The organism is Streptomyces sp. NPDC021225 (assembly GCF_044332865.1).
Classification (GTDB): Bacteria; Actinomycetota; Actinomycetes; order Streptomycetales; family Streptomycetaceae; genus Streptomyces.
The window spans coordinates 15165-38384 of the sequence record NZ_JBIRPV010000010.1; the positions used below are offsets into that span (position 1 = coordinate 15165).

Annotated in this window: 22 protein-coding genes and 1 tRNA gene; 20 read left to right on the forward strand and 3 right to left on the reverse strand. The window is 71.6% G+C overall.

Annotation, left to right across the window (positions count from 1 at the left end; genetic code table 11):
• The first annotated feature begins 17 nt into the window (after nucleotides 1-17).
• Together ACH4S9_RS34045 and ACH4S9_RS34050 are read left to right on the forward strand one after the other, a co-directional pair.
• On the forward strand, nucleotides 18-485 hold the full coding sequence (locus ACH4S9_RS34045) for an SRPBCC family protein (protein WP_398375440.1): 468 nt from the start codon (nucleotides 18-20) through the stop codon (nucleotides 483-485).
• A 65-nt stretch (nucleotides 486-550) separates the two neighbouring features.
• Nucleotides 551-622: transfer RNA gene (locus ACH4S9_RS34050), tRNA-Val, on the forward strand.
• A 74-nt stretch (nucleotides 623-696) separates the two neighbouring features.
• Here the strand turns inward: ACH4S9_RS34050 and ACH4S9_RS34055 are convergent.
• Entirely contained in the window at nucleotides 697-1422 is a 726-nt protein-coding gene (locus ACH4S9_RS34055; RefSeq protein ID WP_311725780.1) for a 3'-5' exonuclease, read from the reverse strand.
• 210 nt (nucleotides 1423-1632) lie between these two features.
• On the opposite strand from ACH4S9_RS34055, the gene ACH4S9_RS34060 reads away from it, so the two are divergent.
• From ACH4S9_RS34060 to ACH4S9_RS34075, 4 genes are all read left to right on the forward strand, one after another.
• The gene (locus tag ACH4S9_RS34060) at nucleotides 1633-2211 is read left to right on the forward strand and encodes a DUF4365 domain-containing protein (RefSeq protein ID WP_311725781.1); all 579 of its coding nucleotides are present in this window, start codon (nucleotides 1633-1635) and stop codon (nucleotides 2209-2211) included.
• A complete protein-coding gene (locus ACH4S9_RS34065; RefSeq protein ID WP_311725782.1) occupies nucleotides 2211-3455 on the forward strand; it encodes a hypothetical protein in 1245 nt (414 codons plus the stop codon). Before ACH4S9_RS34060 ends, ACH4S9_RS34065 begins: the two co-directional genes overlap by 1 nt.
• A 164-nt stretch (nucleotides 3456-3619) precedes the next feature.
• The gene (gene thrS / locus ACH4S9_RS34070) at nucleotides 3620-5599 is read left to right on the forward strand and encodes a threonine--tRNA ligase (protein WP_398375443.1); all 1980 of its coding nucleotides are present in this window, start codon (nucleotides 3620-3622) and stop codon (nucleotides 5597-5599) included.
• A gap of 90 nt (nucleotides 5600-5689) precedes the next feature.
• The gene (locus ACH4S9_RS34075; protein ID WP_311725784.1) at nucleotides 5690-6250 is read left to right on the forward strand and encodes an HIT domain-containing protein; all 561 of its coding nucleotides are present in this window, start codon (nucleotides 5690-5692) and stop codon (nucleotides 6248-6250) included.
• 67 nt (nucleotides 6251-6317) lie between these two features.
• Here the strand turns inward: ACH4S9_RS34075 and ACH4S9_RS34080 are convergent, their stop codons facing one another.
• A complete protein-coding gene (locus ACH4S9_RS34080; RefSeq protein ID WP_311725785.1) occupies nucleotides 6318-7973 on the reverse strand; it encodes a hypothetical protein in 1656 nt (551 codons plus the stop codon).
• Between the two features lie 149 nt (nucleotides 7974-8122).
• Nucleotides 8123-10324 (reverse strand): elongation factor G-like protein EF-G2, encoded by a 2202-nt coding sequence (locus tag ACH4S9_RS34085; protein WP_398375445.1) that lies wholly within the window; start codon nucleotides 10322-10324, stop codon nucleotides 8123-8125.
• Nucleotides 10325-10527: 203 nt separating this feature from the next.
• Here ACH4S9_RS34085 and pgsA point away from each other — a divergent pair, with 203 nt between their 5' ends.
• From pgsA to ACH4S9_RS34155, 14 genes are all read left to right on the forward strand, one after another.
• On the forward strand, nucleotides 10528-11196 hold the full coding sequence (gene pgsA, locus ACH4S9_RS34090; RefSeq protein WP_311725787.1) for a phosphatidylinositol phosphate synthase: 669 nt from the start codon (nucleotides 10528-10530) through the stop codon (nucleotides 11194-11196).
• Nucleotides 11193-12131 (forward strand): phosphatidylinositol mannoside acyltransferase, encoded by a 939-nt coding sequence (locus ACH4S9_RS34095; protein WP_398375447.1) that lies wholly within the window; start codon nucleotides 11193-11195, stop codon nucleotides 12129-12131. The genes pgsA and ACH4S9_RS34095 overlap by 4 nt, the downstream gene beginning before the upstream one ends.
• Nucleotides 12128-13288 carry a glycosyltransferase family 4 protein gene (locus ACH4S9_RS34100; protein WP_385345608.1) on the forward strand — a complete coding sequence of 387 codons (1161 nt, stop codon included), beginning with the start codon at nucleotides 12128-12130 and terminating at the stop codon, nucleotides 13286-13288. The genes ACH4S9_RS34095 and ACH4S9_RS34100 overlap by 4 nt, the downstream gene beginning before the upstream one ends.
• A 63-nt stretch (nucleotides 13289-13351) precedes the next feature.
• Nucleotides 13352-13891, forward strand: a complete 540-nt coding sequence (locus ACH4S9_RS34105; RefSeq protein WP_311725790.1) for a hypothetical protein — start codon at nucleotides 13352-13354, stop codon at nucleotides 13889-13891.
• Between the two features lie 111 nt (nucleotides 13892-14002).
• A complete protein-coding gene (pdxS, locus tag ACH4S9_RS34110; protein ID WP_311725791.1) occupies nucleotides 14003-14917 on the forward strand; it encodes a pyridoxal 5'-phosphate synthase lyase subunit PdxS in 915 nt (304 codons plus the stop codon).
• 89 nt (nucleotides 14918-15006) lie between these two features.
• A complete protein-coding gene (gene pdxT / locus ACH4S9_RS34115) occupies nucleotides 15007-15588 on the forward strand; it encodes a pyridoxal 5'-phosphate synthase glutaminase subunit PdxT (protein WP_311725792.1) in 582 nt (193 codons plus the stop codon).
• A gap of 62 nt (nucleotides 15589-15650) precedes the next feature.
• Entirely contained in the window at nucleotides 15651-16403 is a 753-nt protein-coding gene (locus tag ACH4S9_RS34120; RefSeq protein WP_311725793.1) for a YebC/PmpR family DNA-binding transcriptional regulator, read from the forward strand.
• A 130-nt stretch (nucleotides 16404-16533) separates the two neighbouring features.
• Complete coding sequence (gene ruvC / locus ACH4S9_RS34125) at nucleotides 16534-17067, forward strand: crossover junction endodeoxyribonuclease RuvC (protein ID WP_311725906.1); 534 nt, start codon at nucleotides 16534-16536, stop codon at nucleotides 17065-17067.
• Nucleotides 17064-17675: a Holliday junction branch migration protein RuvA gene (ruvA, locus tag ACH4S9_RS34130; protein WP_398375449.1), complete on the forward strand. Its 612-nt coding sequence runs from the start codon at nucleotides 17064-17066 to the stop codon at nucleotides 17673-17675. The genes ruvC and ruvA overlap by 4 nt, the downstream gene beginning before the upstream one ends.
• 79 nt (nucleotides 17676-17754) lie before the next feature.
• Nucleotides 17755-18831, forward strand: coding sequence for a Holliday junction branch migration DNA helicase RuvB (gene ruvB, locus ACH4S9_RS34135; RefSeq protein WP_311725795.1), 1077 nt, complete (start codon nucleotides 17755-17757; stop codon nucleotides 18829-18831).
• Between the two features lie 191 nt (nucleotides 18832-19022).
• The gene (yajC, locus tag ACH4S9_RS34140; protein ID WP_311725908.1) at nucleotides 19023-19502 is read left to right on the forward strand and encodes a preprotein translocase subunit YajC; all 480 of its coding nucleotides are present in this window, start codon (nucleotides 19023-19025) and stop codon (nucleotides 19500-19502) included.
• Between the two features lie 148 nt (nucleotides 19503-19650).
• Nucleotides 19651-21471, forward strand: coding sequence for a protein translocase subunit SecD (gene secD / locus ACH4S9_RS34145; RefSeq protein WP_385345612.1), 1821 nt, complete (start codon nucleotides 19651-19653; stop codon nucleotides 21469-21471).
• A gap of 1 nt (nucleotide 21472) precedes the next feature.
• On the forward strand, nucleotides 21473-22606 hold the full coding sequence (gene secF, locus ACH4S9_RS34150; RefSeq protein WP_385345614.1) for a protein translocase subunit SecF: 1134 nt from the start codon (nucleotides 21473-21475) through the stop codon (nucleotides 22604-22606).
• Nucleotides 22603-23184, forward strand: a complete 582-nt coding sequence (locus ACH4S9_RS34155) for an adenine phosphoribosyltransferase (RefSeq protein WP_352129150.1) — start codon at nucleotides 22603-22605, stop codon at nucleotides 23182-23184. Before secF ends, ACH4S9_RS34155 begins: the two co-directional genes overlap by 4 nt.
• The last annotated feature ends 36 nt before the right edge of the window (nucleotides 23185-23220 follow it).

The window sequence follows — 23220 nt, forward strand, 5'->3', positions numbered from 1 at the left end:
CGCCGCAGACTGGTGGGATGGACTGGTGCCGTTACCGCTTCCGGAGCCACTGGGACCTCGACGCCCCGCCCGCCGCCGTCTACCGGCTGCTCGCGGCGGGCGACGACTACCCCGGGTGGTGGCCACAGGTCCGGGAGGCGGTCAGGAGCGACGAGCGGACCGGCACCGCCCGCTTCCGGTCCATGATCCCGTACGACCTGGTCATCACCGTCCGCGGGGCGCGCCAGGACCCGGCGGCCGGGGTGCTGGAGATGACGTTCTCCGGCGATCTGGAGGGGTGGGCGCGCTGGACCGTGACCGCCCGCGGCAGCGGCGCACGCGCCCGCTTCGAGCAGGATGTGGTGGTCCGCAAGCCGCTGCTGCGCCTCTTCGCGCTCCCCGGCCGCCCGCTCTTCCGCCTCAACCACGCGCTGATGATGCGCGGCGGGCGGCGGGGGCTGCGGGCGCGGCTGGCCGCGCGGCCGCCCGGCGCTCATTCGGTTTGAACGAAACCCACCACGACCTGTATTGTTCAGGTCGTTCCACCGGGGAGTACCCCGCCGGGACACCGGGGCGATTAGCTCAGTGGGAGAGCGCTTCGTTCACACCGAAGAGGTCACTGGTTCGAACCCAGTATCGCCCACCTCACGAGGCCGGGCCGCCAGCAGGCGGCCCGGCCTCGACGCATCTGGGGGCGCGTCCGCGGACACCGGACACCTACGCCGCGGCGGGCAGCTCCGGCCGCAGCGGCCAGGCCGGGTCACAGGTCTCCTCGGAGCCGTTGAGCGCGAACCACGCCTGGAGCCCGCGAGCCTGCGCCGCGTACCACACCGTCTGCCGGTCGTGCAGTTCGGTGGGCGTCATCGTCCCCAGGCGGGAGGTGAAGCGGCGGCCCACCGCCCGCACCACGTCCAGGGCGGCCGTGGCGTCCGCGGCCGCGTCGTGGGCGCCCGTCAACTCCACACCGTAATGCGCACACAGGTCGGTGAGGGTGCGGCGGCCCTTGCGGTACCGGTCGAGGTGCTTGTCCAGCACCCGGGGGTCGAGGATGGCCAGCGAGCGCAGCGAGACATACGAGGACAGGCTCGAGTTGCGATGCCGCCGCAACTCCCGGTCCAGCAAGGTCAGATCGAACGGGGCGTTCATCACCACCACCGGGGTGCCCCGCGCGGCCTGCTCGGCGAGCGCCCGCGCCACCTCGTCCACCACCGGGGCGGGCCACCTGCCGTGCCGCTGGAGATGGGCGTCGGTCAACCCGTGTATCGCGCTCGCCGCTTCGGGCACCGGTATGCCCGGGCTCACCAGCCAGCGCCGTGTCTCCGGCAGGCTTCCGGCCCCACGCTGGACCACCAGCGCGGCGGACACGATCCGGTCCTGCTCGACGTCGATTCCCGTGGTCTCCGTGTCGAATGCGGCGAGAGGCCCCTCGAACCAGGACGGCATGGCCTCAACTCCTCGTGCTCGCTCACCAAATGGCACCTACAACCCCGCCCCACCTGGTGATACCCGAGGACAACGGCTCGAACCGCCGCCGTTTGCACACGGCCTGACGCGGAGACAACACACATGTATGGGCTATAACGCCCCTGTCGTAGCCGGGGGATGACCGAGCCCTGCGGAACTGACCGGCAACACCGGAAGGCGCTCGACGACATGGCGCTCGCGCAGCCCGACCCGGCCGCGTCGGCGAGCAGTCTGCTGCCCGAGCGGATCGCCCCGCCGCGAGGCTCCCTCGCCACCACCGCCTGCATGGAGACCCTTCAGGTGGGCTATCTGCACGCGGTCGCCGCGGCGGCCGGCTGCTCCCTGGCGCAGCCCTTCCCCGACCACGGCATCGACTGGCACCTCAGCCACAGCGCGCGCGGCCACACCGTCGACGACGAAGTGACGATCAAGGTGCAGCTCAAGGCCACCTACCAGCTCGCGCCCCGCCCGCCCGGGCCGACCTTCTCCTTCACGCTCGACAACGATCACCTGATCAAGCTGGCCCGCACCCCGGTGTCGGTCCACAAGATCCTCGTCGTGATGATCGTGCCCCGCGCCCGCGACGACTGGGTACGCGCAAGCCACGACCGGCTCGCCCTGCGCCACTGCTGCTACTGGACCAATCTGGCCGGCCACCCTGTCACGGGCAGCCGCCGGACCACCGTGCGGATCCCGACCTCGCGGGTCTTCGACGACCGCGCGCTCTGCGAGATCATGGCCCGGGTCGGGGCGGGAGGGAGACCCTGATGGACCGGTACCGACGCGAGCCCGTACCCACCCCAGCCACCCCGCCCTTCCCAGCCACCCCGCCCGTCCCGTCCCCGGACGAGGTGGACCCCGCCGTGCTCGGCGCACTGCTGGCCCGCCACGGCTGGCGGCGGCGCGGGGGAGCGGCGGGGCGGTACGGGCGGTGGACCCCGCCGGGCGACCCGGCCGGCGGCACCAGCCTGCTGGTGCCGCAGAGCCGGGAGTTCCCCGACAGCGCCGACCTGCTCGGCGAGGCGATGACCGCGCTGGCCCGCAGCGCCGCGCCGTCCGCCCGCGAGGTGCTGATCGGCCTGGCCGTGCCCAGCGACGAGATCCGCTGGCGGCGCGAGGTGCCCGAGCCCCGCGCGGGCGCCCCCGCCTGGAGCGCGCAGGAGCGGCTGCGCGCCGCCGCCCGCGCCACGCTGCTGGCCGGTGCGCTCGCCGCCCGGGGGCGGGCGGGCTACCACGGGGCGCGGCACCGCCGCGAGGCCGAGGCGGCCCTGGAGCGCGTCCTGGTCGGCCCGGCCGGCCCCGACGGGCGCGAGCTGACCGTCTTCGTGCCGGTGGAGCGCGGGCGGGCCGTCACCGCGACCCTGCTGCACGCGCTGTACGGGCTCCGCGACGCGGTGGACTACCAGCGGGCCACCGGCAGGCAGGAGGCCTTCGACGCCGCCGTCGAGGCGGGCGTGAGCCGTGAGCTGACCGAGGCGGTCGTCGCCCTCGTCGAGGGGACGGAGGGGGCCCGGGTGGCGCTGGAGTGGTCGCCCGGGGCCGGGCCGCCGCGCGGCTCGGCGGCCCGGCCGGACCCGGTGGAGTTCAGCCCCGGCGACCTGCCGGCCCTGCGGGAGGCCGGCGCCCGCTACGAACGGGCCGAGCCGCCCGTGCCGGTGCGGGTCACCGGCGCGGTGGTGCGGCTGCGCCGCACGGGGCCCGGCGGCCCCGGCACGGTCCGGCTGCGGGTGCTCGCCGGCGCCGAGGTGGCCCAGGTGCGGATCACGCTGGGGGAGGACGACTACCGGATCGCCGTCCACGCCCATCTGGTGGGGCTGCCGATCCGGGTGAGCGGCAGGCTGGAGAGCCGGGGCGGGTTCCGGCGGATCACGGGGGCCACGGACGTCACACCGGTGCAGGTCGACGAGGCCGAGCGGGACCGGCTGCTGAAGTCGATGCAAGAGCATTTGGGCGTCGCGGCCTTCTTCGAGGAGGCGTGCGGCGGGCCCGAGGAGGCGCGCGACGAGCCCTGACACCCTGACCAGGACCCCCGGCGCCCCGAAGGCGGGCTCCGGCCGGGCCCATGCGCGGCCGTGATCGTCCCCGTAACCGTTTCGCGGTCCGGCCCCCGGGCTCGGTACGATTCACGCTGCGCAGCAATCGCTGCTCCGAGTGATCCATCAGTCAGGAGAGACCGGTGTCAGACGTCCGTGTGATCATCCAACGCGATTCCGAGCGGGAAGAGCGCGTGGTGACCACGGGCACGACGGCGGCGGCCCTGTTCGACGGCGACCGCTCGATCGTGGCCGCGCGCGTGGGCGGGCAGCTGAAGGACCTGGCGTACGAGGTCGCCGAGGGCGACGAGGTCGAGCCGGTCGAGATCACCAGCCAGGACGGCCTGGACATCCTGCGCCACTCCACCGCGCATGTGATGGCGCAGGCCGTGCAGGAGCTCTTCCCGGAGGCCAAGCTCGGCATCGGCCCGCCGATCAAGGACGGCTTCTACTACGACTTCGACGTCGAGACCCCGTTCCACCCGGACGATCTCAAGCGCATCGAGAAGAAGATGCAGGAGATCATCAAGCGGGGCCAGAAGTTCTCCCGCCGCCCCGTCACCGACGAGGCCGCGCGCGAGGAGCTGGCGGCCGAGCCGTACAAGCTGGAGCTGATCGGGCTCAAGGGATCGGCCGCGGAGGCCGCCGAGGGCGCGTCCGCCGAGGTCGGCGCCGGTGAGCTGACCATCTACGACAACCTCGACGCGAAGAGCGGCGAGCTGTGCTGGAAGGACCTGTGCCGGGGGCCGCACCTGCCCACCACCCGGAACATCCCGGCGTTCAAGCTGATGCGCAGCGCCGCCGCGTACTGGCGCGGCAGCGAGAAGAACCCGCAGCTCCAGCGGATCTACGGCACCGCCTGGCCGACCAAGGACGAGCTGAAGGCGTATCTGGACTTCCTGGTGGAGGCCGAGAAGCGCGACCACCGCAAGCTGGGCTCCGAGCTGGACCTGTTCTCCTTCCCCGACGAGCTGGGGTCGGGCCTCGCGGTGTTCCATCCCAAGGGCGGGATCATCCGCCGGGAGATGGAGGCGTACTCGCGGAAGCGGCACGAAGAGGCCGGCTACGAGTTCGTCAACACCCCGCACATCACCAAGGCCAAGCTGTTCGAGACCTCGGGGCACCTGCCGCACTACATGGAGGGCATGTTCCCCCCCATGGAGTTCGAGGGGCAGGACTACTACCTCAAGGCCATGAACTGCCCGATGCACAACCTGATCTTCAGGGCGCGCGGGCGGTCCTACCGAGAGCTGCCGCTGCGGCTGTTCGAGTTCGGCACGGTCTACCGCTACGAGAAGTCGGGCGTCGTGCACGGCCTCACCCGGGCCCGCGGCTTCACCCAGGACGACTCGCACATCTACTGCACCAGGGAGCAGGCGCCGGACGAGCTGGACTCCCTGCTCACCTTCGTGCTCGACCTGCTCCGCGACTACGGCCTGAGCGACTTCTACCTGGAGCTGTCCACCCGGGACGACAGCGACAAGTTCATCGGGTCGGACGAGCAGTGGGCCGAGGCCACCGACCTGCTGCGGCAGGCCGCTGAGAAGCAGGGCCTCGAGCTGGTCATGGACCCGGGCGGCGCGGCCTACTACGGGCCCAAGATCTCGGTCCAGGCGAAGGACGCGATCGGCCGCACCTGGCAGATGTCGACCATCCAGGTCGACTTCAACCAGCCCGCCCGGTTCGAGCTGGAGTACACGGCGGCGGACGGCTCGCGGCAGCAGCCGATCATGCTCCACCGGGCCCTGTTCGGGAGCATCGAGCGGTTCTTCGCGGTGCTGCTCGAGCACTACGCGGGCGCCTTCCCGGTCTGGCTCGCGCCGGTCCAGGCGGTGGGCATCCCGATCGGCGACAGCCATGTGCCGTACCTGGAGGAGTTCGCGGCGGCGGCCAAGGCGAAGGGGCTGCGGGTGGAGGTGGACTCTTCCTCGGACCGGATGCAGAAGAAGATCCGCAATGCTCAGCGCGCCAAGATCCCGTTCATGATCATCGCTGGTGACGACGACATGGCGGCCGGGGCGGTCAGCTTCCGCTACCGGGACGGCTCGCAGAAGAACGGGATTCCCAAGGCGGAGGCGATCGCCGAGATCCTTGACGCCGTGGAGCGCCGGATCCAGGTGTGATCTCGGCCCCGCACGCGTGGGGCTACGCATTCGAGGGGCGGCCCCGAACGGGGTCGCCCCTCACCGCATCCTCATCGGCCCTGGACGAATATGCTGGCCCGCATGACGAGTGAGCCGGAGCAGCAGATCGGAGTGGGGACGCCCGACGCGTTCCAGCGCCTGTGGACACCCCACCGGATGGCGTACATCCAAGGCGAGAACAAACCCACCGGCCCGGGTGCCGGGGACGGCTGCCCGTTCTGCTCCATCCCGGAGAAGTCCGATGAGGACGGGCTGATCCTCGCTCGGGGCCGGCATGTCTACGCCGTGCTGAACCTGTACCCGTACAACGGCGGACACCTCATGGTCGTCCCCTTCCGGCATGTGGCCGACTACACCGAGCTGGACGCCGCGGAGACGGTCGAGCTCGCGGAGTTCACCAAGGCCGCGATGGTCGCGCTGCGTACCGCCTCGGGCGCGCACGGTTTCAATATTGGGCTGAACCAAGGGGCTTCCGCGGGCGCCGGGATCGCTGCCCATCTGCATCAGCATGTGGTGCCGCGCTGGGGTGGGGACACCAACTTCATGCCCGTGGTCGGCCACACCAAGGTGCTGCCCCAACTGCTGGCCGACACCCGCCGGATGCTCGCCGACGCCTGGCCGCGGGCCTGACCTCCGGCCTTCCCGCGGTGACGGCCCCGGCCCCGGCCGTGCGGCCGGGGCCGGGGCCGGTGACCGGCTACGCGTCGTACAGGTCGGCCTTCTTCGGGGCCGCGTCCTGGACCTGGCCGCTGAGCGCCAGCGAGCGGTTGCCGAAGCGCTCGGTGTTCACACCGTGGTGCTTCAGCACGCCGATCGCCGCCTCGTGGACCACCCGCAGCACCGGGGTGGCGGTGCGCATTGCGTCGTCCGCCATGAACCGGTGGCGCCAGGGCTTGTCCGCCCAGGCGTGGCGCAGGCCGAAAGGCTCGGGCAGGGCCAGCTTGCCGCCCAGGTAGTCCAGCAGCGGCGGGTACCAGGTGAAGGGGGCGCGGACGGCCAGCCGCACCACCTCTTTCGCGTCCACCAGGGGCAGCGGGATGGACTTGGTCTCCCAGAACCTGAAGGTCTTGCTGACCGTCTTGGAGGGCGCGGAGGGCTTGGTGGTGAACAGGGGGTGCACCGGGCCCAGCGCATGGCCGGTGACCTCGATCCGCATGGTCTTGTGCAGGAGGGTCACCGTGATCAGCAAGGTGATCACCAGCTGGCCGTCCCAGAGGACGAACTGCACGCCCAGGTAGTGCCGGTCGCCGGAGTCGAACTGCTGCTCGTCGCAGATCCGCTGGAGCTCGACGCCCTTTATCTGGAAGCCCTCCCCCTCCGAGGTGCCGCCGCGCGCCACCGACTTGGCCCCCTCGCCGACCGCCGAGACCACCCAATGGCGCACCGAGGGGGTGGGGAAGCCTCCGGTGTGCAGGGGGCTGCGCTCCAGCATCCGCAGCTGGTCATGGATCGCGCGTATCACGTCCCAGCTGCGGAACGGGTCGATCTCCTTGTCGGGGTCGGCCGACACCAGATCCTCGGCGAGCTGCCAGCTGCCCCAGCGCGTGCCCATGCCGAGTATCCCCTTGGCGCCGGCGTAGAAGACCACATTGCTGTGCTGCTCGGCGGTGAGCTTGTGCAGCGCCTTGCGCAGCTCCTCGGCCGAGGTCTGGCCGGGGTGGTTCGGCACGGTCTCGGGGACCTTCGCGCCGATCCCGCCGCCCGACAGCAGGCCGCTCCAGGCCTCCCGGAGGTTCTTGGCCGTGCGCTCACTGATCTGCTTGGCCACGTACCACCCGATGACGGGGGCGACGATAACGCCGCGCAGATAGAGGCCCAAGAACCCGTCGAAGGGGAGCTTGATCAGGAAGATGAGGGTCACCACGGCGAGCGCCGCCAGAAAGATGGTGCCGAGCGCCCCCATCCGCTTGTCCTGGGATCCGGCGACGGTGCGCCGCAGCTGGAAGGCGCCGAGCCACAGCAGCACCCCGGGGAGGAAGAGCAGCCCGAAGACCGCCATGACCACGGTGAGCCGGGCATCCCGGGTCTTGCGGATGCGGTTGGCCGCCAGGCAGTGCTCGACCACCGTCTGCGGCTCCATGCCGAAGGACTGGATCACCTGGCCGCGGCCGCCGCCGAGCATCCGCATCTGCACCGCGCGCGAGAACGCCTCGCCCAGATTGGGCTCGAACAGAGAGATCTTCGGTGGTTTGACCTCGGAGACCGTCCACTCCGAGTTGGCATCGAGGAGCTTGTCCGCCGGGCCGTCGCGATAGGCGGCCGAGGCGAGCGCCTGCGTCGCCGCGGTCTGGCCTGCCGCGCCGGAGAGCGGGATCTGCGCCCCCGGGCTGAAGTCGAATACGTCCGCCGTCACCAACGCCCCCAATAGCGCATACTGCTTGAGCTGCGACCTCAGCGTATCGGGGTGTGCGGTCCCTGTCGCCAGGGCGTCGCAAGCCTGTGGACAACCGCGCTCGGCCGCCCGCCCCACGCGAGTTGGGGCGGGCGCTCGGCGAACGTGCCTCAGGCCTCGGCCTGTTCCTGGATCCGGTCGGCCAGCTGCGCGGGCATCGGTTCATGGCGGGCGTACGAGCGGCTGAACCGCCCGGTGCCGTGCGACAGCGATCTCAGGTCGACGGCGTACCGGCCGATCTCGATCTCGGGGACCTCCGCCCGGATCAGCGTCTGGCCGCCGCCCGACTGTTCGGTGCCCACGACCCGGCCGCGCCGGCCCGACAGGTCGCTCATGACCGCGCCGACGTATTCGTCGGACACCAGGACCGACACCTCGACGACCGGCTCCAGGAGATGGATCCGGACGTCGGCGGCGGCTTCCCGCAGCGCGAGCGCGCCCGCCGTCTGGAAGGCGGCGTCGGAGGAGTCCACCGAGTGGGCCTTGCCGTCCAGCAGGGTCACCCGCACATCGACCAGGGGGTAGCCGGCGGCCACGCCCCGCGCCGCCTGCGCGCGCACGCCTTTCTCGACGGAGGGGATGAACTGCCGGGGCACCGCCCCGCCGACGACCTTGTCCACGAATTCGATGCCGGAGCCCTCGGGCAGCGGCTCCACCTCGATCTCGCAGATCGCGTACTGTCCGTGCCCGCCCGACTGCTTGACGTGCCGCCCGCGCCCGGCGGAACGGCCGCCGAACGTCTCGCGCAGCGACACCTTGTACGGCACCGCGTCCACCTGCACGCCGTACCGGGAGCGCAGCCGCTCCAGCGCGACGTCCATATGGGCCTCGCCCAGGCACCACAGCACCACCTGGTGGGTGTCCTGGTTCTGTTCGAGGCGCATCGTCGGGTCCTCGGCGACCAGCCGGCCGAGCCCCTGGGACAGCTTGTCCTCGTCGGCCTTGCTGTGCGCCCGGATCGCGACGGGCAGCAGCGGGTCGGGCATCTCCCAGGGCTCCATCAGCAGCGGCTGGTCCCTGGCGGAGAGGGTGTCCCCGGTCTCGGCGCGGTTCAGCTTGGCGACGCAGGCCAGATCGCCCGCGATGGCCTGGTTGAGCATGCGCTGTGCCTTGCCGAAGGGCGTGGTGAGGGCGCCCACCCGCTCGTCCACGTCATGGTCCTCGTGACCGCGGTCCGTGAGGCCGTGGCCGGACACATGCACGGTCTCGTCCGGGCGCAGCGTCCCGGAGAAGACCCGCACCAGGGAGATCCGGCCGACATACGGGTCCGAGGAGGTCTTGACCACCTCGGCGGCCAGCGGGCCCTGGGGGTCGCAGTCCAGCCGTGGGCGGGGCTTGCCCTCCGGGGTGGTGACGGTGGGGGCCTCCCGTTCCAGGGGGGTCGGGAAGCCGCCGGTGATCAGCTCGAGCAGTTCGGTGGTGCCCAGGCCCTGTTTCGAGCCCTCAAGGGCGGGCGCGGCGGCCAGCACGGGGTGGAAGGAGCCGCGGGCCACGGCCTTCTCCAGATCCCCGATGAGCGTCTTGACGTCGATCTCCTCGCCGCCGAGGTAGCGGTCCATGAGGGTCTCGTCCTCGCTCTCGGCGATGATCCCCTCGATGAGCCGGTTGCGGGCCTCCTCGACCAGCGGCAGCTGGTCGGGCGCGGGCGCCGCGTCGGTCCGTACGCCCGAGGCGTAGTCGTACACCCGCTGGGAGAGGAGTCCGATCAGCCCGGTGACGGGGGCGTGCCCGTCCGGTCCGGGTTCGCCACGCAGCGGCAGATACAGGGGCAGCACCGCGTCGGGGTCGTCGCCGCCGAAGGTCTCCCGGCACAGCTCGGTCATCTCCTCGAAGGAGGCGCGTGCCGCCTCCAGGTGCGTGATGACCAGGGCGCGCGGCATTCCGACGGCCGCGCACTCGTCCCACACCATGCGGGTCGCGCCCGCGATGCCCAGGGCGTCCTGGGACGCCGAGACGACGAAGAGGGCCGCGTCCGCTGCCCGCAGACCGGCCCTCAGCTCCCCGACGAAGTCGGCGTACCCCGGGGTATCCAGAAGGTTGATCTTCACCCCGTCCCAGGCGACGGGGACGAGGGACAGCTGGACCGAGCGCTGCTGCCGGTGCTCGATCTCGTCGTAGTCGGACAGGCATCCGCCGTCCTCGACCCTGCCCGCCCGGTTGATCGCTCCGGTGGCCAGCGCGAGGGCTTCCACCAGTGTTGTCTTTCCGCATCCGCTGTGGCCGACCAGCACCACGTTCCGTACGGAGCTGGGCCGGTCGGCCGTCGCCGCCCTTCCGGCGGCCCCTGATTGCGTGCTCGTTTTGTCGCCCATGTCTCGCCTCCAGGTCGAGATCCGCGATACTTCGAGCTTTCCACCGAGGCCATGGTGCGTCCATACGTCGCACATCCGGGCGTCGCCGGGGCGTCGGCCCCGCGCATCCCGATGCGTGCGCGGTGGCCCCTTGGGGCGTGGCTACGATGGGCCAGCCGGTGGCCCGTTGACCACCCGGTCCGTTTCGACCCCCCGGGAAGGCCATGCTGAACAAGTACGCGCGTGCATTCTTCACGCGTGTTCTCACCCCGTTCGCCGCCCTGCTCATCCGCCTGGGGGTCAGCCCCGACGCGGTGACCCTCGCCGGGACGGGCGGTGTGGTCGCGGGTGCCCTGGTCTTCTACCCGCGGGGGGAGTTCTTCTGGGGCACGGTCGTCATCACCCTTTTCGTCTTCTCGGATCTGGTCGACGGCAATATGGCGCGCCAGCTCGGGCGCTCCAGCCGCTGGGGGGCGTTCCTCGACTCCACGCTCGACCGGGTCGCGGACGGAGCGATCTTCGGCGGTCTCGCGCTGTGGTATGCCGGAGGCGGGAACGACAACGCGCTGTGCGCGGTGGCGATCTTCTGCCTGGCCAGCGGCCAGGTGGTCTCGTACACCAAGGCCAGGGGCGAGAGCATTGGCCTGCCGGTCAAGGTCAACGGGCTGGTCGAGCGCGCCGAGCGGCTGGTGATCTCGCTGGTGGCCTGCGGTTTCTCCGGGCTGCACAAGTTCGGTGTGCCGCATATCGAGGTGCTGCTGCCGATCGCCCTGTGGATCGTGGCCGTCGGCAGCGCGGTGACCTTGATCCAGCGCGTGGTGACGGTGCGCCGTGAGGCGGCCGAGGCGGACGCGGCGGACCGGGCGGTGGTCCAGGGAGGCGAGACGCGGTGAGCGAGAAGCTGACCGACGCGCTGTACGGGCTCGGCTGGAGCACGGTCAAGAAGCTCCCCGAACCGGTCGCGACGGCGCTCGGGCAGCGGATCGCCGATGTGGCGTGGAAGCGGCGCGGCAAGGGGGTGCTGCGCCTGGAGGCCAATCTGGCGCGCGTCGTGCCCGGTGCCTCCCCGCGGCGCCTGGCCGAGCTGTCCCGGGCCGGGATGCGCTCGTATCTGCGCTACTGGATGGAGTCCTTCCGGCTGCCGGCCTGGAGCGAGCGGCGCGTCCGCGGCGGGTTCGACCCCGAGGGCCTGCACAACCTCACGGACGGTCTGGCGAGCGGCCGCGGGGTGGTGCTGGCGCTGCCGCACATGGCCAACTGGGACCTGGCCGGGGCGTGGGTCACCACCGAGCTGGGCGTGCCGTTCACCACCGTCGCGGAGCGGCTCAAGCCCGAGGCGCTGTACGACCGCTTCGTGGCCTACCGGGAGGGCCTGGGCATGGAGGTGCTGCCGCACACCGGCGGGAGCGCCTTCGGGACGCTGGCGCGGCGGCTGCGGGCGGGCGGGCTGGTGTGTCTGGTCGCCGACCGGGATCTGTCGGCGTCTGGAGTTGAGGTGAAGTTCTTCGGCGAGTCGGCCAAGATGCCCGCCGGGCCCGCCATACTGGCGGCAAGGACGGGTGCGCTGCTGCTGCCGGTCACCCTCTGGTACGACGCGTCCCCGGTGATGCGGGGGCGGGTGCATCCGCCGATCGAGGTCCCCTCGATGGGCACCAGTGCGGAGAAGGCCGCGGTCATGACGCAGGAGCTCGCCGACGTGTTCGCCGCCGGGATCGCCGACCACCCACAGGACTGGCACATGCTTCAGCGGCTCTGGCTGGCGGATCTCGGGCCCCGTCCGGGTGGCGCTCCCGGCGCCGGCGACGGCTCCGGAACGGAGGAGCGGTGAGGATCGGGATCGTCTGCCCGTACTCGTGGGATGTCCCCGGTGGCGTCCAGTTCCACATCCGTGACCTGGCCGAGCACCTGATCCGGCGCGGGCACGAGGTGTCGGTGCTGGCTCCGGCGGACGACGAGACGCCGCTGCCGCCGTATGTCGTCTCCGCCGGGCGGGCCGTGCCGGTGCCGTACAACGGCTCGGTCGCGCGGCTCAACTTCGGCTTTCTCTCCGCGGCGCGGGTGCGGCGCTGGCTGCACGACGGCGCGTTCGACGTGATCCACATCCATGAGCCCGCCTCGCCCTCGCTGGGGCTGCTCGCGTGCTGGGCGGCGCAGGGCCCGATCGTGGCGACTTTTCACACCTCGAACCCGCGTTCCCGGGCGATGATCGCGGCGTATCCGATCCTTCAGCCCGCGCTGGAGAAGATCAGCGCCCGGATCGCGGTGAGCGAGTACGCGCGGCGGACGCTGGTCGAGCACCTGGGCGGGGACGCGGTCGTCATCCCCAACGGCGTCGATGTGCGGTTTTTCGCCGGCGCGGAGCCCAAGAAGGAGTGGCAGGGGGAGACGATCGGCTTCATGGGCCGCATCGACGAGCCCAGGAAGGGCCTGCCGGTCCTGATGCGGGCCCTGCCGGAGATCCTCGCCGCCCGGCCCGGGGCGCGGCTGCTGGTCGCCGGGCGTGGTGACGAGGAGGAGGCCGTGGCCACGCTGCCCGAGGAGATGCGCCGCCGGGTGGAGTTCCTGGGCATGGTGAGCGACGAGGACAAGGCGCGGCTGCTGCGCAGCGTGGATGTGTATGTCGCGCCGAACACGGGCGGGGAGAGCTTCGGCATCATCCTCGTCGAGGCGATGTCGGCGGGCGCGCCCGTGCTGGCCAGCGACCTGGACGCGTTCGCGCAGGTGCTGGACGGGGGAGCGGCGGGGCAGCTGTTCGCCAATGAGGACGCGGACGCGCTGGCGCGGGCCGCGATCGGGTTGCTGGGCGACCCGGGGCGGCGCGCGGAGCTGCGGGAGCGGGGCAGTCGGCATGTGCGCCGGTTCGACTGGGAGACGGTCGGGGCGGACATCCTGGCGGTGTACGAGACGGTGGCGGACGGGGCGGCGTCGGTGGCCGCGGACGAGCGCGCGGGGTTGCGGGCCCGGCTGGGGCTGGCCCGGGGTTAGCCCCAGCCTTTGGCTTCCGGCGGTGAGTGGGGGCGCGGTGGGCAGCAGGTAGCGTGGCCCGGCGTGACCACTTTGATCTGGATCGTGGCCCTTCTGGTCGTCGTCGCTGTCTATCTGAGCTGGACCGCGGGGCGGCTGGACCGGCTGCACAGCCGGCTGGACGCGGCGCGCGCGGCGCTCGACGCGCAGCTGCTGCGGCGGGCCTCGGTCGCGCAGGAGCTGGCCACCGCCGGGGTGCTCGATCCGGCGGCCTCGATGGTGCTGTACCAGGCCGCGCACGCGGCGCGGCAGGCGGAGGAGGAGCAGCGCGAGGTCGCCGAGAGCGAGCTGAGCCAGGCGCTGCGCGCGGTGTTCGCGGAGAGTGGACAGGTCGAGGCGGTGCGGGAGGCGCCGGGGGGCGAGGCGGCGCTGGGTGAGCTGACGGAGGCGGTGCGGCGGGTGCCGATGGCCCGGCGGTTCCACAATGACGCGGTGCGCGCGGCGCGGGCCCTGCGCCGGCACCGCAAGGTGCGCTGGTTCCGGCTCGCGGGCCATGCCCCTTTCCCGATGGCGTTCGAGATGGACGACGAGCCTCCGGCGGCCCTGACGGCGCAGGTCGGTTGAGGCCACCGCCCCGCGATTGGCCCTTGTCCGGGGACCACCCGGGCGGCTTTTGTCTATCGAACGGCCCTACGATGGGCTCATCGCACCATTCATCATCGAGTGAGGTCAAACGTGTCCATCACGCCCGCCAGCACGCCCCAGACCCCCGAGACCGGCACCGCGCGCGTCAAGCGCGGCATGGCCGAGCAGCTCAAGGGCGGCGTGATCATGGACGTCGTCACGCCGGAGGAAGCGAAGATCGCTGAGGACGCGGGCGCCGTCGCGGTCATGGCCCTCGAGCGCGTTCCGGCCGACATCCGCAAGGACGGCGGCGTGGCCCGGATGTCCGACCCGGACATGATCGACGGGATCATCAGCGCGGTCTCCATCCCGGTGATGGCCAAGTCCCGGATCGGCCACTTCGTCGAGGCGCAGGTGCTCCAGGCCCTGGGCGTGGACTACATCGACGAGTCCGAGGTCCTCACCCCCGCCGACGAGGTCAACCACAGCGACAAGTGGTCCTTCACCACGCCGTTCGTCTGTGGCGCCACCAACCTGGGCGAGGCGCTGCGCCGGATCGCCGAGGGTGCGGCGATGATCCGTTCGAAGGGCGAGGCCGGCACCGGCAACGTCGTCGAGGCGGTCCGCCACCTGCGGCAGATCAAGGGCGAGATCGCCCGGCTCAAGGGCCTGGACAACCACGAGCTGTACGCCGCGGCCAAGGAGCTGCGCGCCCCGTACGAGCTGGTCAAGGAGGTCGCCGAGCTCGGCAAGCTGCCGGTGGTGCTGTTCTCCGCCGGTGGTGTGGCCACCCCGGCCGACGCCGCTCTGATGCGTCAGCTCGGCGCCGAGGGCGTCTTCGTGGGCTCCGGCATCTTCAAGTCCGGCGACCCGGCCAAGCGCGCCGCCGCGATCGTCAAGGCCACCACCTTCTACGACGACCCGAAGGTCGTCGCTGAGGTGTCCCGCAACCTGGGTGAGGCCATGGTCGGCATCAACTGCGACACCCTCCCCGAGGGCGAGCGCTACGCCAACCGCGGCTGGTAAAGGACCGGCTGGTAACCGCACCGACCGCTTGCCGGTGGACGGCCCGCGCGGGCCGTCTGCCCCTTTCCCGCTCCGTCCCGAGAGGTTCCATGTCCATCGGAGTGCTCGCCCTTCAGGGCGATGTCCGCGAACACCTCGCCGCGCTCGCCGCGGCCGGCACCGAGGCCCGGCCGGTTCGCCGGGCCGAGGAGCTCGCTGAGGTCAGCGGCCTGGTGATCCCCGGTGGGGAGTCCACCACCATGTCCAAGCTCGCCGTCATCTTCGGGATGCTGGAGCCGCTGCGCGAGCGGGTGCGGGCCGGGATGCCGGTGTACGGCACCTGCGCGGGCATGATCATGGTCGCGGACAAGATCCTCGACGGCCGGGACGACCAGGAGACCTTCGGCGGCATCGACATGACGGTGCGCCGCAATGCCTTCGGTCGCCAGAACGAGTCCTTCGAGGCTGCGGTCGAGGTCGCGGGCGTCGAGGGCGGCCCGGTCGAGGGCGTCTTCATCCGGGCGCCGTGGGTGGAGTCCGTGGGCGCGGGCGTCGAGGTGCTCGCCACATACGGGGACCACGCCGTCGCCGTGCGGCAGGGCAATGTGCTCGCGACGTCGTTCCACCCCGAACTGACCGGCGATCACCGGGTACACGCGCTGTTCGTCGACATCGTGAGGTCCGCCGGATGACACGGTCCCGGTAGGATCTCAGACGTTCGTACAGCACTGGGTTAAGCGAAGGAGACAGGCGGATGTCCGGCCACTCTAAATGGGCTACGACGAAGCACAAGAAGGCCGTGATCGACGCCAAGCGCGGCAAGCTCTTCGCCAAGCTCATCAAGAACGTCGAGGTCGCTGCCCGCATGGGCGGCGCCGACCCCGACGGCAACCCCACCCTCTTCGACGCCATCCAGAAGGCGAAGAAGCAGTCCGTGCCGAACAAGAACATCGACAGCGCGGTCAAGCGCGGCGCCGGGCTCGAGGCGGGTGGCGCCGAATACGAGACGATCATGTACGAGGGCTACGGGCCGAACGGTGTCGCGGTGCTCATCGAGTGCCTGACCGACAACCGCAACCGCGCCGCCTCCGACGTGCGCGTCGCCATGACGCGCAACGGCGGATCCATGGCGGACCCGGGGTCGGTGTCGTACCTGTTCAACCGCAAGGGCGTGGTGATCGTCCCCAAGGGTGAGCTGACCGAGGACGACGTGCTGGGCGCGGTGCTGGAGGCGGGCGCCGAGGAGGTCAACGACCTCGGCGAGTCCTTCGAGGTGATCAGCGAGGCCACCGACCTGGTCGCGGTCCGCACCGCGCTCCAGAAGGAGGGCATCGACTACGACTCCGCCGAGGCCAACTTCGTGCCCACCATGCAGGTCGAGCTGGAGGAGGAGGCGGCGCGGAAGATCTTCAGGCTGATCGACGCGCTGGAGGACAGCGACGACGTGCAGAACGTCTTCGCCAACTTCGACGTCTCCGACGAGGTCATGGCCAAGGTGGACGCCTGAGGCGAGACCAGCGGCGCACGGGCCGGCGGGGACACACCCCACCGGCCCGTCGTTGTCGGTGGGGCCCTTTGTCAGTGGCGCCCGCTACGCTCCGAGCAGGTGATCGAAAGCGGCGATGGGGAGGGGCGCGGTGCGGGTGCTGGGCGTGGACCCGGGGCTGACCCGGTGTGGCGTCGGCGTGGTCGAGGGGGTCGCGGGGCGGCCGCTGCGCATGCTCGGGGTCGGTGTCATACGGACTCCGGCGGACGCCCAGATCGGCGACCGACTGGTGCTCGTCGAGCGTGGCCTGGAGGAGTGGCTGGAGGCCCACCGGCCCGAAGTCGTGGCGGTGGAGCGGGTGTTCAGCCAGCACAATGTGCGAACGGTCATGGGCACCGCCCAGGCGAGCGCGGTCGCGATGCTCTGCGCCGCCCGCCGGGGGCTGCCGGTCGTGCTCCACACGCCGAGCGAGGTCAAGGCGGCCGTGACCGGATCCGGGCGCGCCGACAAGGCGCAGGTCGGCTCGATGGTCACCCGGCTGCTGCGGCTCGACGCCCCGCCGAAACCCGCCGACGCCGCCGACGCGCTGGCGCTGGCCATCTGCCACATCTGGCGGGCGCCCGCGACCAACCGGCTCCAGCAGGCCGTCGCCGCCCACCGCACCACGAAAGGCCGTATTTCATGATCGCGTTCGTCTCCGGCCCGGTCGCGGCCGTCGGCCCGGATATCGCCGTCGTCGAGGTCGGCGGGGTCGGTATGGCCCTCCAGTGCACTCCGAACACGCTGTCCGGGCTGCGCGTCGGCCAGCCCGCCCGGCTCGCCACCTCCCTCGTGGTCCGCGAGGACTCCCTCACCCTCTACGGCTTCGCGGACGACGACGAGCGCCAGGTCTTCGAGCTGCTCCAGACCGCCAGCGGGGTCGGCCCCCGGCTCGCCCAGGCGATGCTGGCCGTCCACTCGCCCGACGCGCTGCGGCTCGCCGTGTCCACCGGCGACGAGAAGGCGCTGACCGCCGTCCCCGGGATCGGCAAGAAGGGCGCGCAGCGGCTGCTGCTCGAGCTCAAGGACCGGCTCGGCGAGCCGGTGGGCCGCCCCGCCGCGGCCGCCGCCGCCCCCGGCTGGGGCGACCAGCTGCACGCCGCCCTCGTCGGCCTCGGATACGCGCCCCGCGAGGCCGAGGACGCGGTCGCGGCCGTCGCCCCGCAGGCCGAGGCCGCCGTGGCCGCGGGCGGCACCCCGCAGGTGGCGCAGCTGCTGCGGGCCGCCCTCCAGACCCTGAACCGGGCCCGCTGAGGGCCTTCGAACCGGGCCGGGCGACCGCCCCGTGCGCCCGGCCGCACTGCCCGATACGACATCGCGAGGCGAGACTTCCGTGAACTGGGACGAAACCGCACCGGCCGCCGCCGACGACGCCCTCGCCGGCCGGCTGGTGGGCGCCGACGCCGACGGCGAGGACCAGGCGGTCGAGGCCGCGCTGCGCCCGAAGGACCTGGGGGAGTTCGTCGGCCAGGAGCGGGTTCGCGTCCAGCTCGACCTGGTCCTCAAGGCGGCCCGGCAGCGCGGCGGCACCGCCGACCATGTGCTGCTGTCCGGCGCGCCCGGCCTCGGCAAGACCACCCTCTCGATGATCATCGCCGCCGAGATGGGCGCCCCCATCCGGATCACCTCGGGGCCCGCCATCCAGCACGCCGGCGACCTCGCCGCGATCCTGTCCTCGCTCACCGAGGGCGAGGTGCTCTTCCTCGACGAGATCCACCGCATGTCGCGGCCCGCCGAGGAGATGCTGTACATGGCGATGGAGGACTTCCGCGTCGACGTGATCGTCGGCAAGGGCCCCGGCGCCACCGCCATCCCCCTGGAGCTGCCGCCCTTCACCCTGGTCGGCGCGACCACCCGGGCCGGGCTGCTGCCGCCCCCGCTGCGCGACCGCTTCGGCTTCACCGGCCATATGGAGTTCTACGCCCCGGCCGAGCTGGAGCGCGTCATCCACCGCTCCGCCGGGCTCCTGGACGTCGCCATCGAGCCCGCGGGCGCGGGCGAGATCGCCGGGCGCTCCCGCGGCACCCCGCGCATCGCCAACCGCCTGCTGCGCCGGGTGCGCGACTACGCCCAGGTCAAGGCGGACGGCGTGATCACCGCCGAGATCGCCGCCCGCGCCCTGGAGGTGTACGACGTGGACGGCCGGGGCCTGGACCGGCTGGACCGCGCGGTGCTGACCGCCCTGCTCAAGCTGTTCGGCGGGGGCCCGGTGGGGCTGTCGACGCTGGCGGTCGCGGTGGGGGAGGAGCGGGAGACGGTCGAGGAGGTCGCCGAGCCCTTCCTGGTGCGCGAGGGGCTACTGGCCCGTACGCCCAGGGGCCGGGTGGCCACCCCCGCGGCCTGGACCCATCTGGGGCTGGCCGCGCCGCAGCACGGCGGCGGTGCCCAGCCCGGACTCTTCGAGGGCTGAGCGGGCGAATAGCCGATTCTGGCCGGGTCAGGAACCCAACGGCCGCGCCGGGCGTTGTTCCATAGGCGCGGGCTCGCTTAGACTCCGCCGATGCCGTCCGTATGCCGTCCGTGTCCGGCTCGGCATGACCACCATCCCATAGCCCAGGTCGCGTCCCCGCGGTCATGTGAAGGAATTTCCGTCCCGTGTATATGACTCTCCTGCCGTTCATCGTGCTCATCGGGGCCATGTTCCTGATGACCCGGTCGGCCAAGAACAAGCAGCGCCAGGCCGCACAGATGCGTGACCAGATGGGACCCGGCACCGGCGTGCGGACCATCGGCGGCATGTACGCCACGGTCAAGGAGGTCCATGACGACGCGGTCCTCCTCGAGGTCGCTCCCGGCGTGCACGCCTTCTACGCGAAGAACGCGGTGGGTGCCGTCCTCGACGACGCCGAGTACAACCGGATCGTGCACGGGATCGACCCTGACGACACTGACGACGACACCCCCGTCGTCCCCGACGACGCCTCCTCGCTCACCGAGGCCGAGGCCGAGGGTGAGACCGGGACGGCCGACGGCGACGCCGAGGCCGCGGACGAGGGCAAGAAGACCGACCTCAGCAAGCCGTCGGCCGCGGCCGACGCGCCGAAGGAGGACAAGCGGGACGGCGACTCCGACGCCAAGTAATGCCGCTCCGGGGACCGCGGCGCGCCACCGCTCGGTGCGCCGCGGTCCTCGGACGGTCTAGGCTCCGGCGGGGGTTCGTCCCACAAGACTTCGTGGCCGCCCGGCGCACACCCGGTGCCGGGCGGTTGGACAGGGAGATTACGAGAAGGTGGCAGCACCGAAGAAGGGCCGCAGGTCCTCCGGGTCACAGGGCAGGCCCGGGCGCGCCCTGGTCACGATCCTGGTCGCCATCGTGGCGCTCACCGCGGGGATGTTCATCTCCGGTCACACCACGCCACGGCTGGGCATCGACCTGGCGGGCGGCACCAGCTTCACGCTGGAGGCCAAGAACCAGCCGGGCAAGCCCAACGCGATCAACGCGGACAACATGAACACCGCCGTCGGCATCATCGAGCGGCGGGTCAACGGTCTGGGCGTGTCCGAGGCCGAGGTCCAGACGCAGGGCGACAAGCACATCATCGTGAACATCCCCAAGGGGATGAACGCGAAACAGGCCCGCACGCAGGTCGGCACCACCGCCCAGCTCTACTTCCGCCCCGTGGTGACCTACACGGACGGCAAGAAGACCGAGCCCACCACCAGCCCCTCGCCGAGCCCGACCGGCAAGGGCAAGAACGACAAGGGCAAGGCGTCGGACACCCCGACCGCCAAGGGCAGCTCGAGCGCGTCCAACAGCCCGAGCGCTTCGAACAGCCCCAGCGCGTCGAGCAGCGCGAGCGCGTCCAGCAGCAGCCAGGGGCGGGCCGTCTCCGAGGGGCTGAAGGCCGACGAGACGCCGACTCCCTCGCAGAGCCCGAGCGCCTCGGGGAGCCCCAAGGCGTCCAAGACCCCGAAGAGCGACTCCTCCAGCGCCGACGACCTGAGCAAGCAGCTCGCGGACCTGGACTGCTCCACCCCGGCGGCCCGGGCCAAGGCCCGGGAGAAGGCCGCGGGCACCAAGCCGACCGACTCCATCGTCGCCTGTGACCGGGACGGCTCGCGCAAGTTCATCCTCGGCCCGTCCAAGGTCGAGGGCACCGACGTCAAGGACGCCTCCTCCGTCTACGACAGCCAGAGCGGCCAGGGCTGGATCGTCCAGCTGAACTTCACCGGCAAGGGCGGCAAGAAGTTCGCCGATGTGACCGGTCAGCTGGCCACGCAGCAGCCGCCGCAGAACCAGTTCGCGATCGTCCTGGACGGCGAGGTCTACTCCGACCCCAAGGTCGACGAGTCCATCGTCGGCGGCCGGGCCACCATCTCCGGTCCGGACTTCAACCAGCAGAACACCGGGGACCTGGCCAACGTCCTGTCCTACGGCGCGCTGCCGCTGTCGTTCGACATCGCGGACGAGACCACCGTCTCCGCCGCGCTCGGCGGTGAGCAGCTGGAGGCCGGCCTGGTCGCCGGCGCCATCGGCCTGGCGCTCGTGGTCATCTACCTGGTGGTGTACTACCGCGGCCTGGCACTGGTCGCCATGGCCAGCCTCGGGGTCTCCGCCATCCTGACGTACACGATCATGGTGCTGCTCGGCCCGGGCATCGGCTTCGCGCTGAACCTGCCGGCCGTCTGTGGTGCGATCGTCGCGATCGGTATCACGGCCGACTCCTTCATCGTGTACTTCGAGCGCATAAGGGACGAGATCCGCGAGGGTCGCTCGCTGCGCCCGGCCGTCGAGCGCGGCTGGCCGCGAGCCCGGCGCACCATCCTGGTGTCGGACTTCGTGTCCTTCCTCGCGGCGGCGGTGCTGTTCGTCGTGACGGTCGGCAAGGTGCAGGGCTTCGCCTTCACCCTGGGCCTCACCACGCTGCTGGACGTCGTGGTGGTGTTCCTGTTCACCAAGCCGCTGATGACGATCCTGGCCGGGCGCAAGTTCTTCGCGAGCGGTCACCCGTGGTCCGGCCTGGACCCGCGGCGCCTGGGCGTCAAGCCGCCGCTGCGCCGCGGCCGCCGCACCCCCGCCCCCGCCCCCGCCGACCCGAAGGAGGCGTGAGATGTCGCGACTCGGCACTCTCGGCGCCAAGCTCTACCGAGGCGAGGTCGGCTACGACTTCGTCGGCAAGCGGAAGCTCTGGTACGGCGTCTCGATACTGATCACCATCACGGCCATCGTGGGCCTGGCGGTGCGCGGGCTCAACATGGGCATCGAGTTCTCCGGCGGAGCGGTCTTCACCACCCCGAAGACCAGCGTGTCGGCCTCCGACGCTCGCCATGTGGCGGAGTCGGCGTCCGGCGGCCACACCGCGGTCGTCCAGGAGCTCGGCCGCGGCGGTCTGCGGATCCAGATCAGCGAGCTGGGCACCAAGGAGGCTCTGCCGGTCCAGGAGAAGCTCGCCAAGGAGCTGGACGTCCAGACCAGCAAGATCGACACCCAGCTGGTCGGCCCCAGCTGGGGCAAGGAGATCGCCGGCAAGGCCTGGCAAGGTCTGGCGATCTTCATGGTCCTGGTGGTGATCTATCTGGCCATCGCCTTCGAGTGGCGTATGGCGCTGGCCGCCCTGATCGCGCTGATCCACGACCTCACCATCACGGTCGGCGTCTACGCGCTGGTCGGGTTCGAGGTCACCCCGGGCACCGTGATCGGTCTGCTGACCATCCTCGGTTACTCGCTCTATGACACCGTCGTCGTCTTCGACGGTCTCAAGGAAGCGTCGAAGGACATCACCAAGCAGAGCCGCTTCACCTACAGCGAGCTCGCCAACCGCAGCCTCAACTCGACCCTGGTGCGCTCCATCAACACCACGGTCGTGGCGCTGCTGCCGGTCGGCGCGCTGCTGTTCATCGGTGGCGGTGCGCTCGGCGCGGGCATGCTCAACGACATCTCGCTGGCGCTGTTCGTCGGCCTCGCCGCCGGTGCGTACTCCTCGATCTTCATCGCCACCCCGCTGGTGGCGGACCTGAAGGAGCGCGACCCGCAGATGAAGGCCCTGACCAAGCGGGTGCGCGCCAAGCGTGCCTCGGTCGCGGCCAAGGCCGACTCGGACGCCGAGCAGGCGCCGGAGGACGTCACCCCGCCGTCCGTCGAGGACGGCGACGCGCCGACCCCCGCGGCCGCGGGCGCCGGCCAGCGCCGTCAGCCCGCCTCGCGCAGCCGGGGCCGTGGCCGGCCGTCGGGGAAGCGCCGATGAGCGCCGCTACGACGGATCCCGCGCTCGGCGGCCTGGGCGGCGAGGAACTGCGCGGCTTGCTGCTCAGCCGGATCCTGGATGTGCCGGACTACCCGAAGCCGGGGGTGATGTTCAAGGACATCACCCCGCTGCTGGCCGACGCGGCCGCCTTCGGCGCGCTGACGCACGCGCTCGCCGAACTGTGTGCCAAGCACGGCGCCACCAAGGTCGTGGGCCTGGAGGCGCGCGGCTTCATCCTGGCCGCTCCGGCCGCCGTGCGCGCCGGGATCGGCTTCGTACCGGTGCGCAAGGCGGGCAAGCTCCCTGGAGCGACCCTGGGCCAGGCGTACGAGCTGGAGTACGGCACGGCGGAGATCGAGATCCACGCCGATGCGCTGGAGCCCGGCGACCGGGTCCTGGTGATCGACGACGTGCTCGCCACCGGCGGCACCGCCGAGGCGTCGCTGCGGCTCATCCGCCGCGCGGGCGCCGAGGTCGCCGCGGTCGCGGTGCTGCTGGAGCTCGGCTTCCTCGACGGTCGTAGCCGCCTCCTCCCCGCGCTCGACAGCGCGCCCCTGGAGGCCCTGATCACGATCTGAGCCGCGCCATCACCCGAGGGTGGGGAGCCTGCCTCA

Excerpts from the sequence above, each read along its gene's own strand:
- pdxT (WP_311725792.1), top strand. The coding sequence starts at position 15,007 with ATGTCCATCGGAGTGCTCGCCCTTCAGGGCGATGTCCGCGAACACCTC.
- yajC (WP_311725908.1), top strand. The coding sequence starts at position 19,023 with ATGACTCTCCTGCCGTTCATCGTGCTCATCGGGGCCATGTTCCTGATG.
- ruvA (WP_398375449.1), top strand. The coding sequence starts at position 17,064 with ATGATCGCGTTCGTCTCCGGCCCGGTCGCGGCCGTCGGCCCGGATATC.
- secF (WP_385345614.1), top strand. The coding sequence starts at position 21,473 with ATGTCGCGACTCGGCACTCTCGGCGCCAAGCTCTACCGAGGCGAGGTC.
- ACH4S9_RS34120 (WP_311725793.1), top strand. The coding sequence starts at position 15,651 with ATGTCCGGCCACTCTAAATGGGCTACGACGAAGCACAAGAAGGCCGTG.
- ACH4S9_RS34155 (WP_352129150.1), top strand. The coding sequence starts at position 22,603 with ATGAGCGCCGCTACGACGGATCCCGCGCTCGGCGGCCTGGGCGGCGAG.
- ACH4S9_RS34055 (WP_311725780.1), bottom strand. The coding sequence starts at position 1,422 with ATGCCGTCCTGGTTCGAGGGGCCTCTCGCCGCATTCGACACGGAGACC.
- ACH4S9_RS34085 (WP_398375445.1), bottom strand. The coding sequence starts at position 10,324 with ATGGGCGACAAAACGAGCACGCAATCAGGGGCCGCCGGAAGGGCGGCG.
- ACH4S9_RS34060 (WP_311725781.1), top strand. The coding sequence starts at position 1,633 with ATGGCGCTCGCGCAGCCCGACCCGGCCGCGTCGGCGAGCAGTCTGCTG.
- pgsA (WP_311725787.1), top strand. The coding sequence starts at position 10,528 with ATGCTGAACAAGTACGCGCGTGCATTCTTCACGCGTGTTCTCACCCCG.
- ACH4S9_RS34045 (WP_398375440.1), top strand. The coding sequence starts at position 18 with ATGGACTGGTGCCGTTACCGCTTCCGGAGCCACTGGGACCTCGACGCC.
- ACH4S9_RS34065 (WP_311725782.1), top strand. The coding sequence starts at position 2,211 with ATGGACCGGTACCGACGCGAGCCCGTACCCACCCCAGCCACCCCGCCC.
- ACH4S9_RS34075 (WP_311725784.1), top strand. The coding sequence starts at position 5,690 with ATGCTGGCCCGCATGACGAGTGAGCCGGAGCAGCAGATCGGAGTGGGG.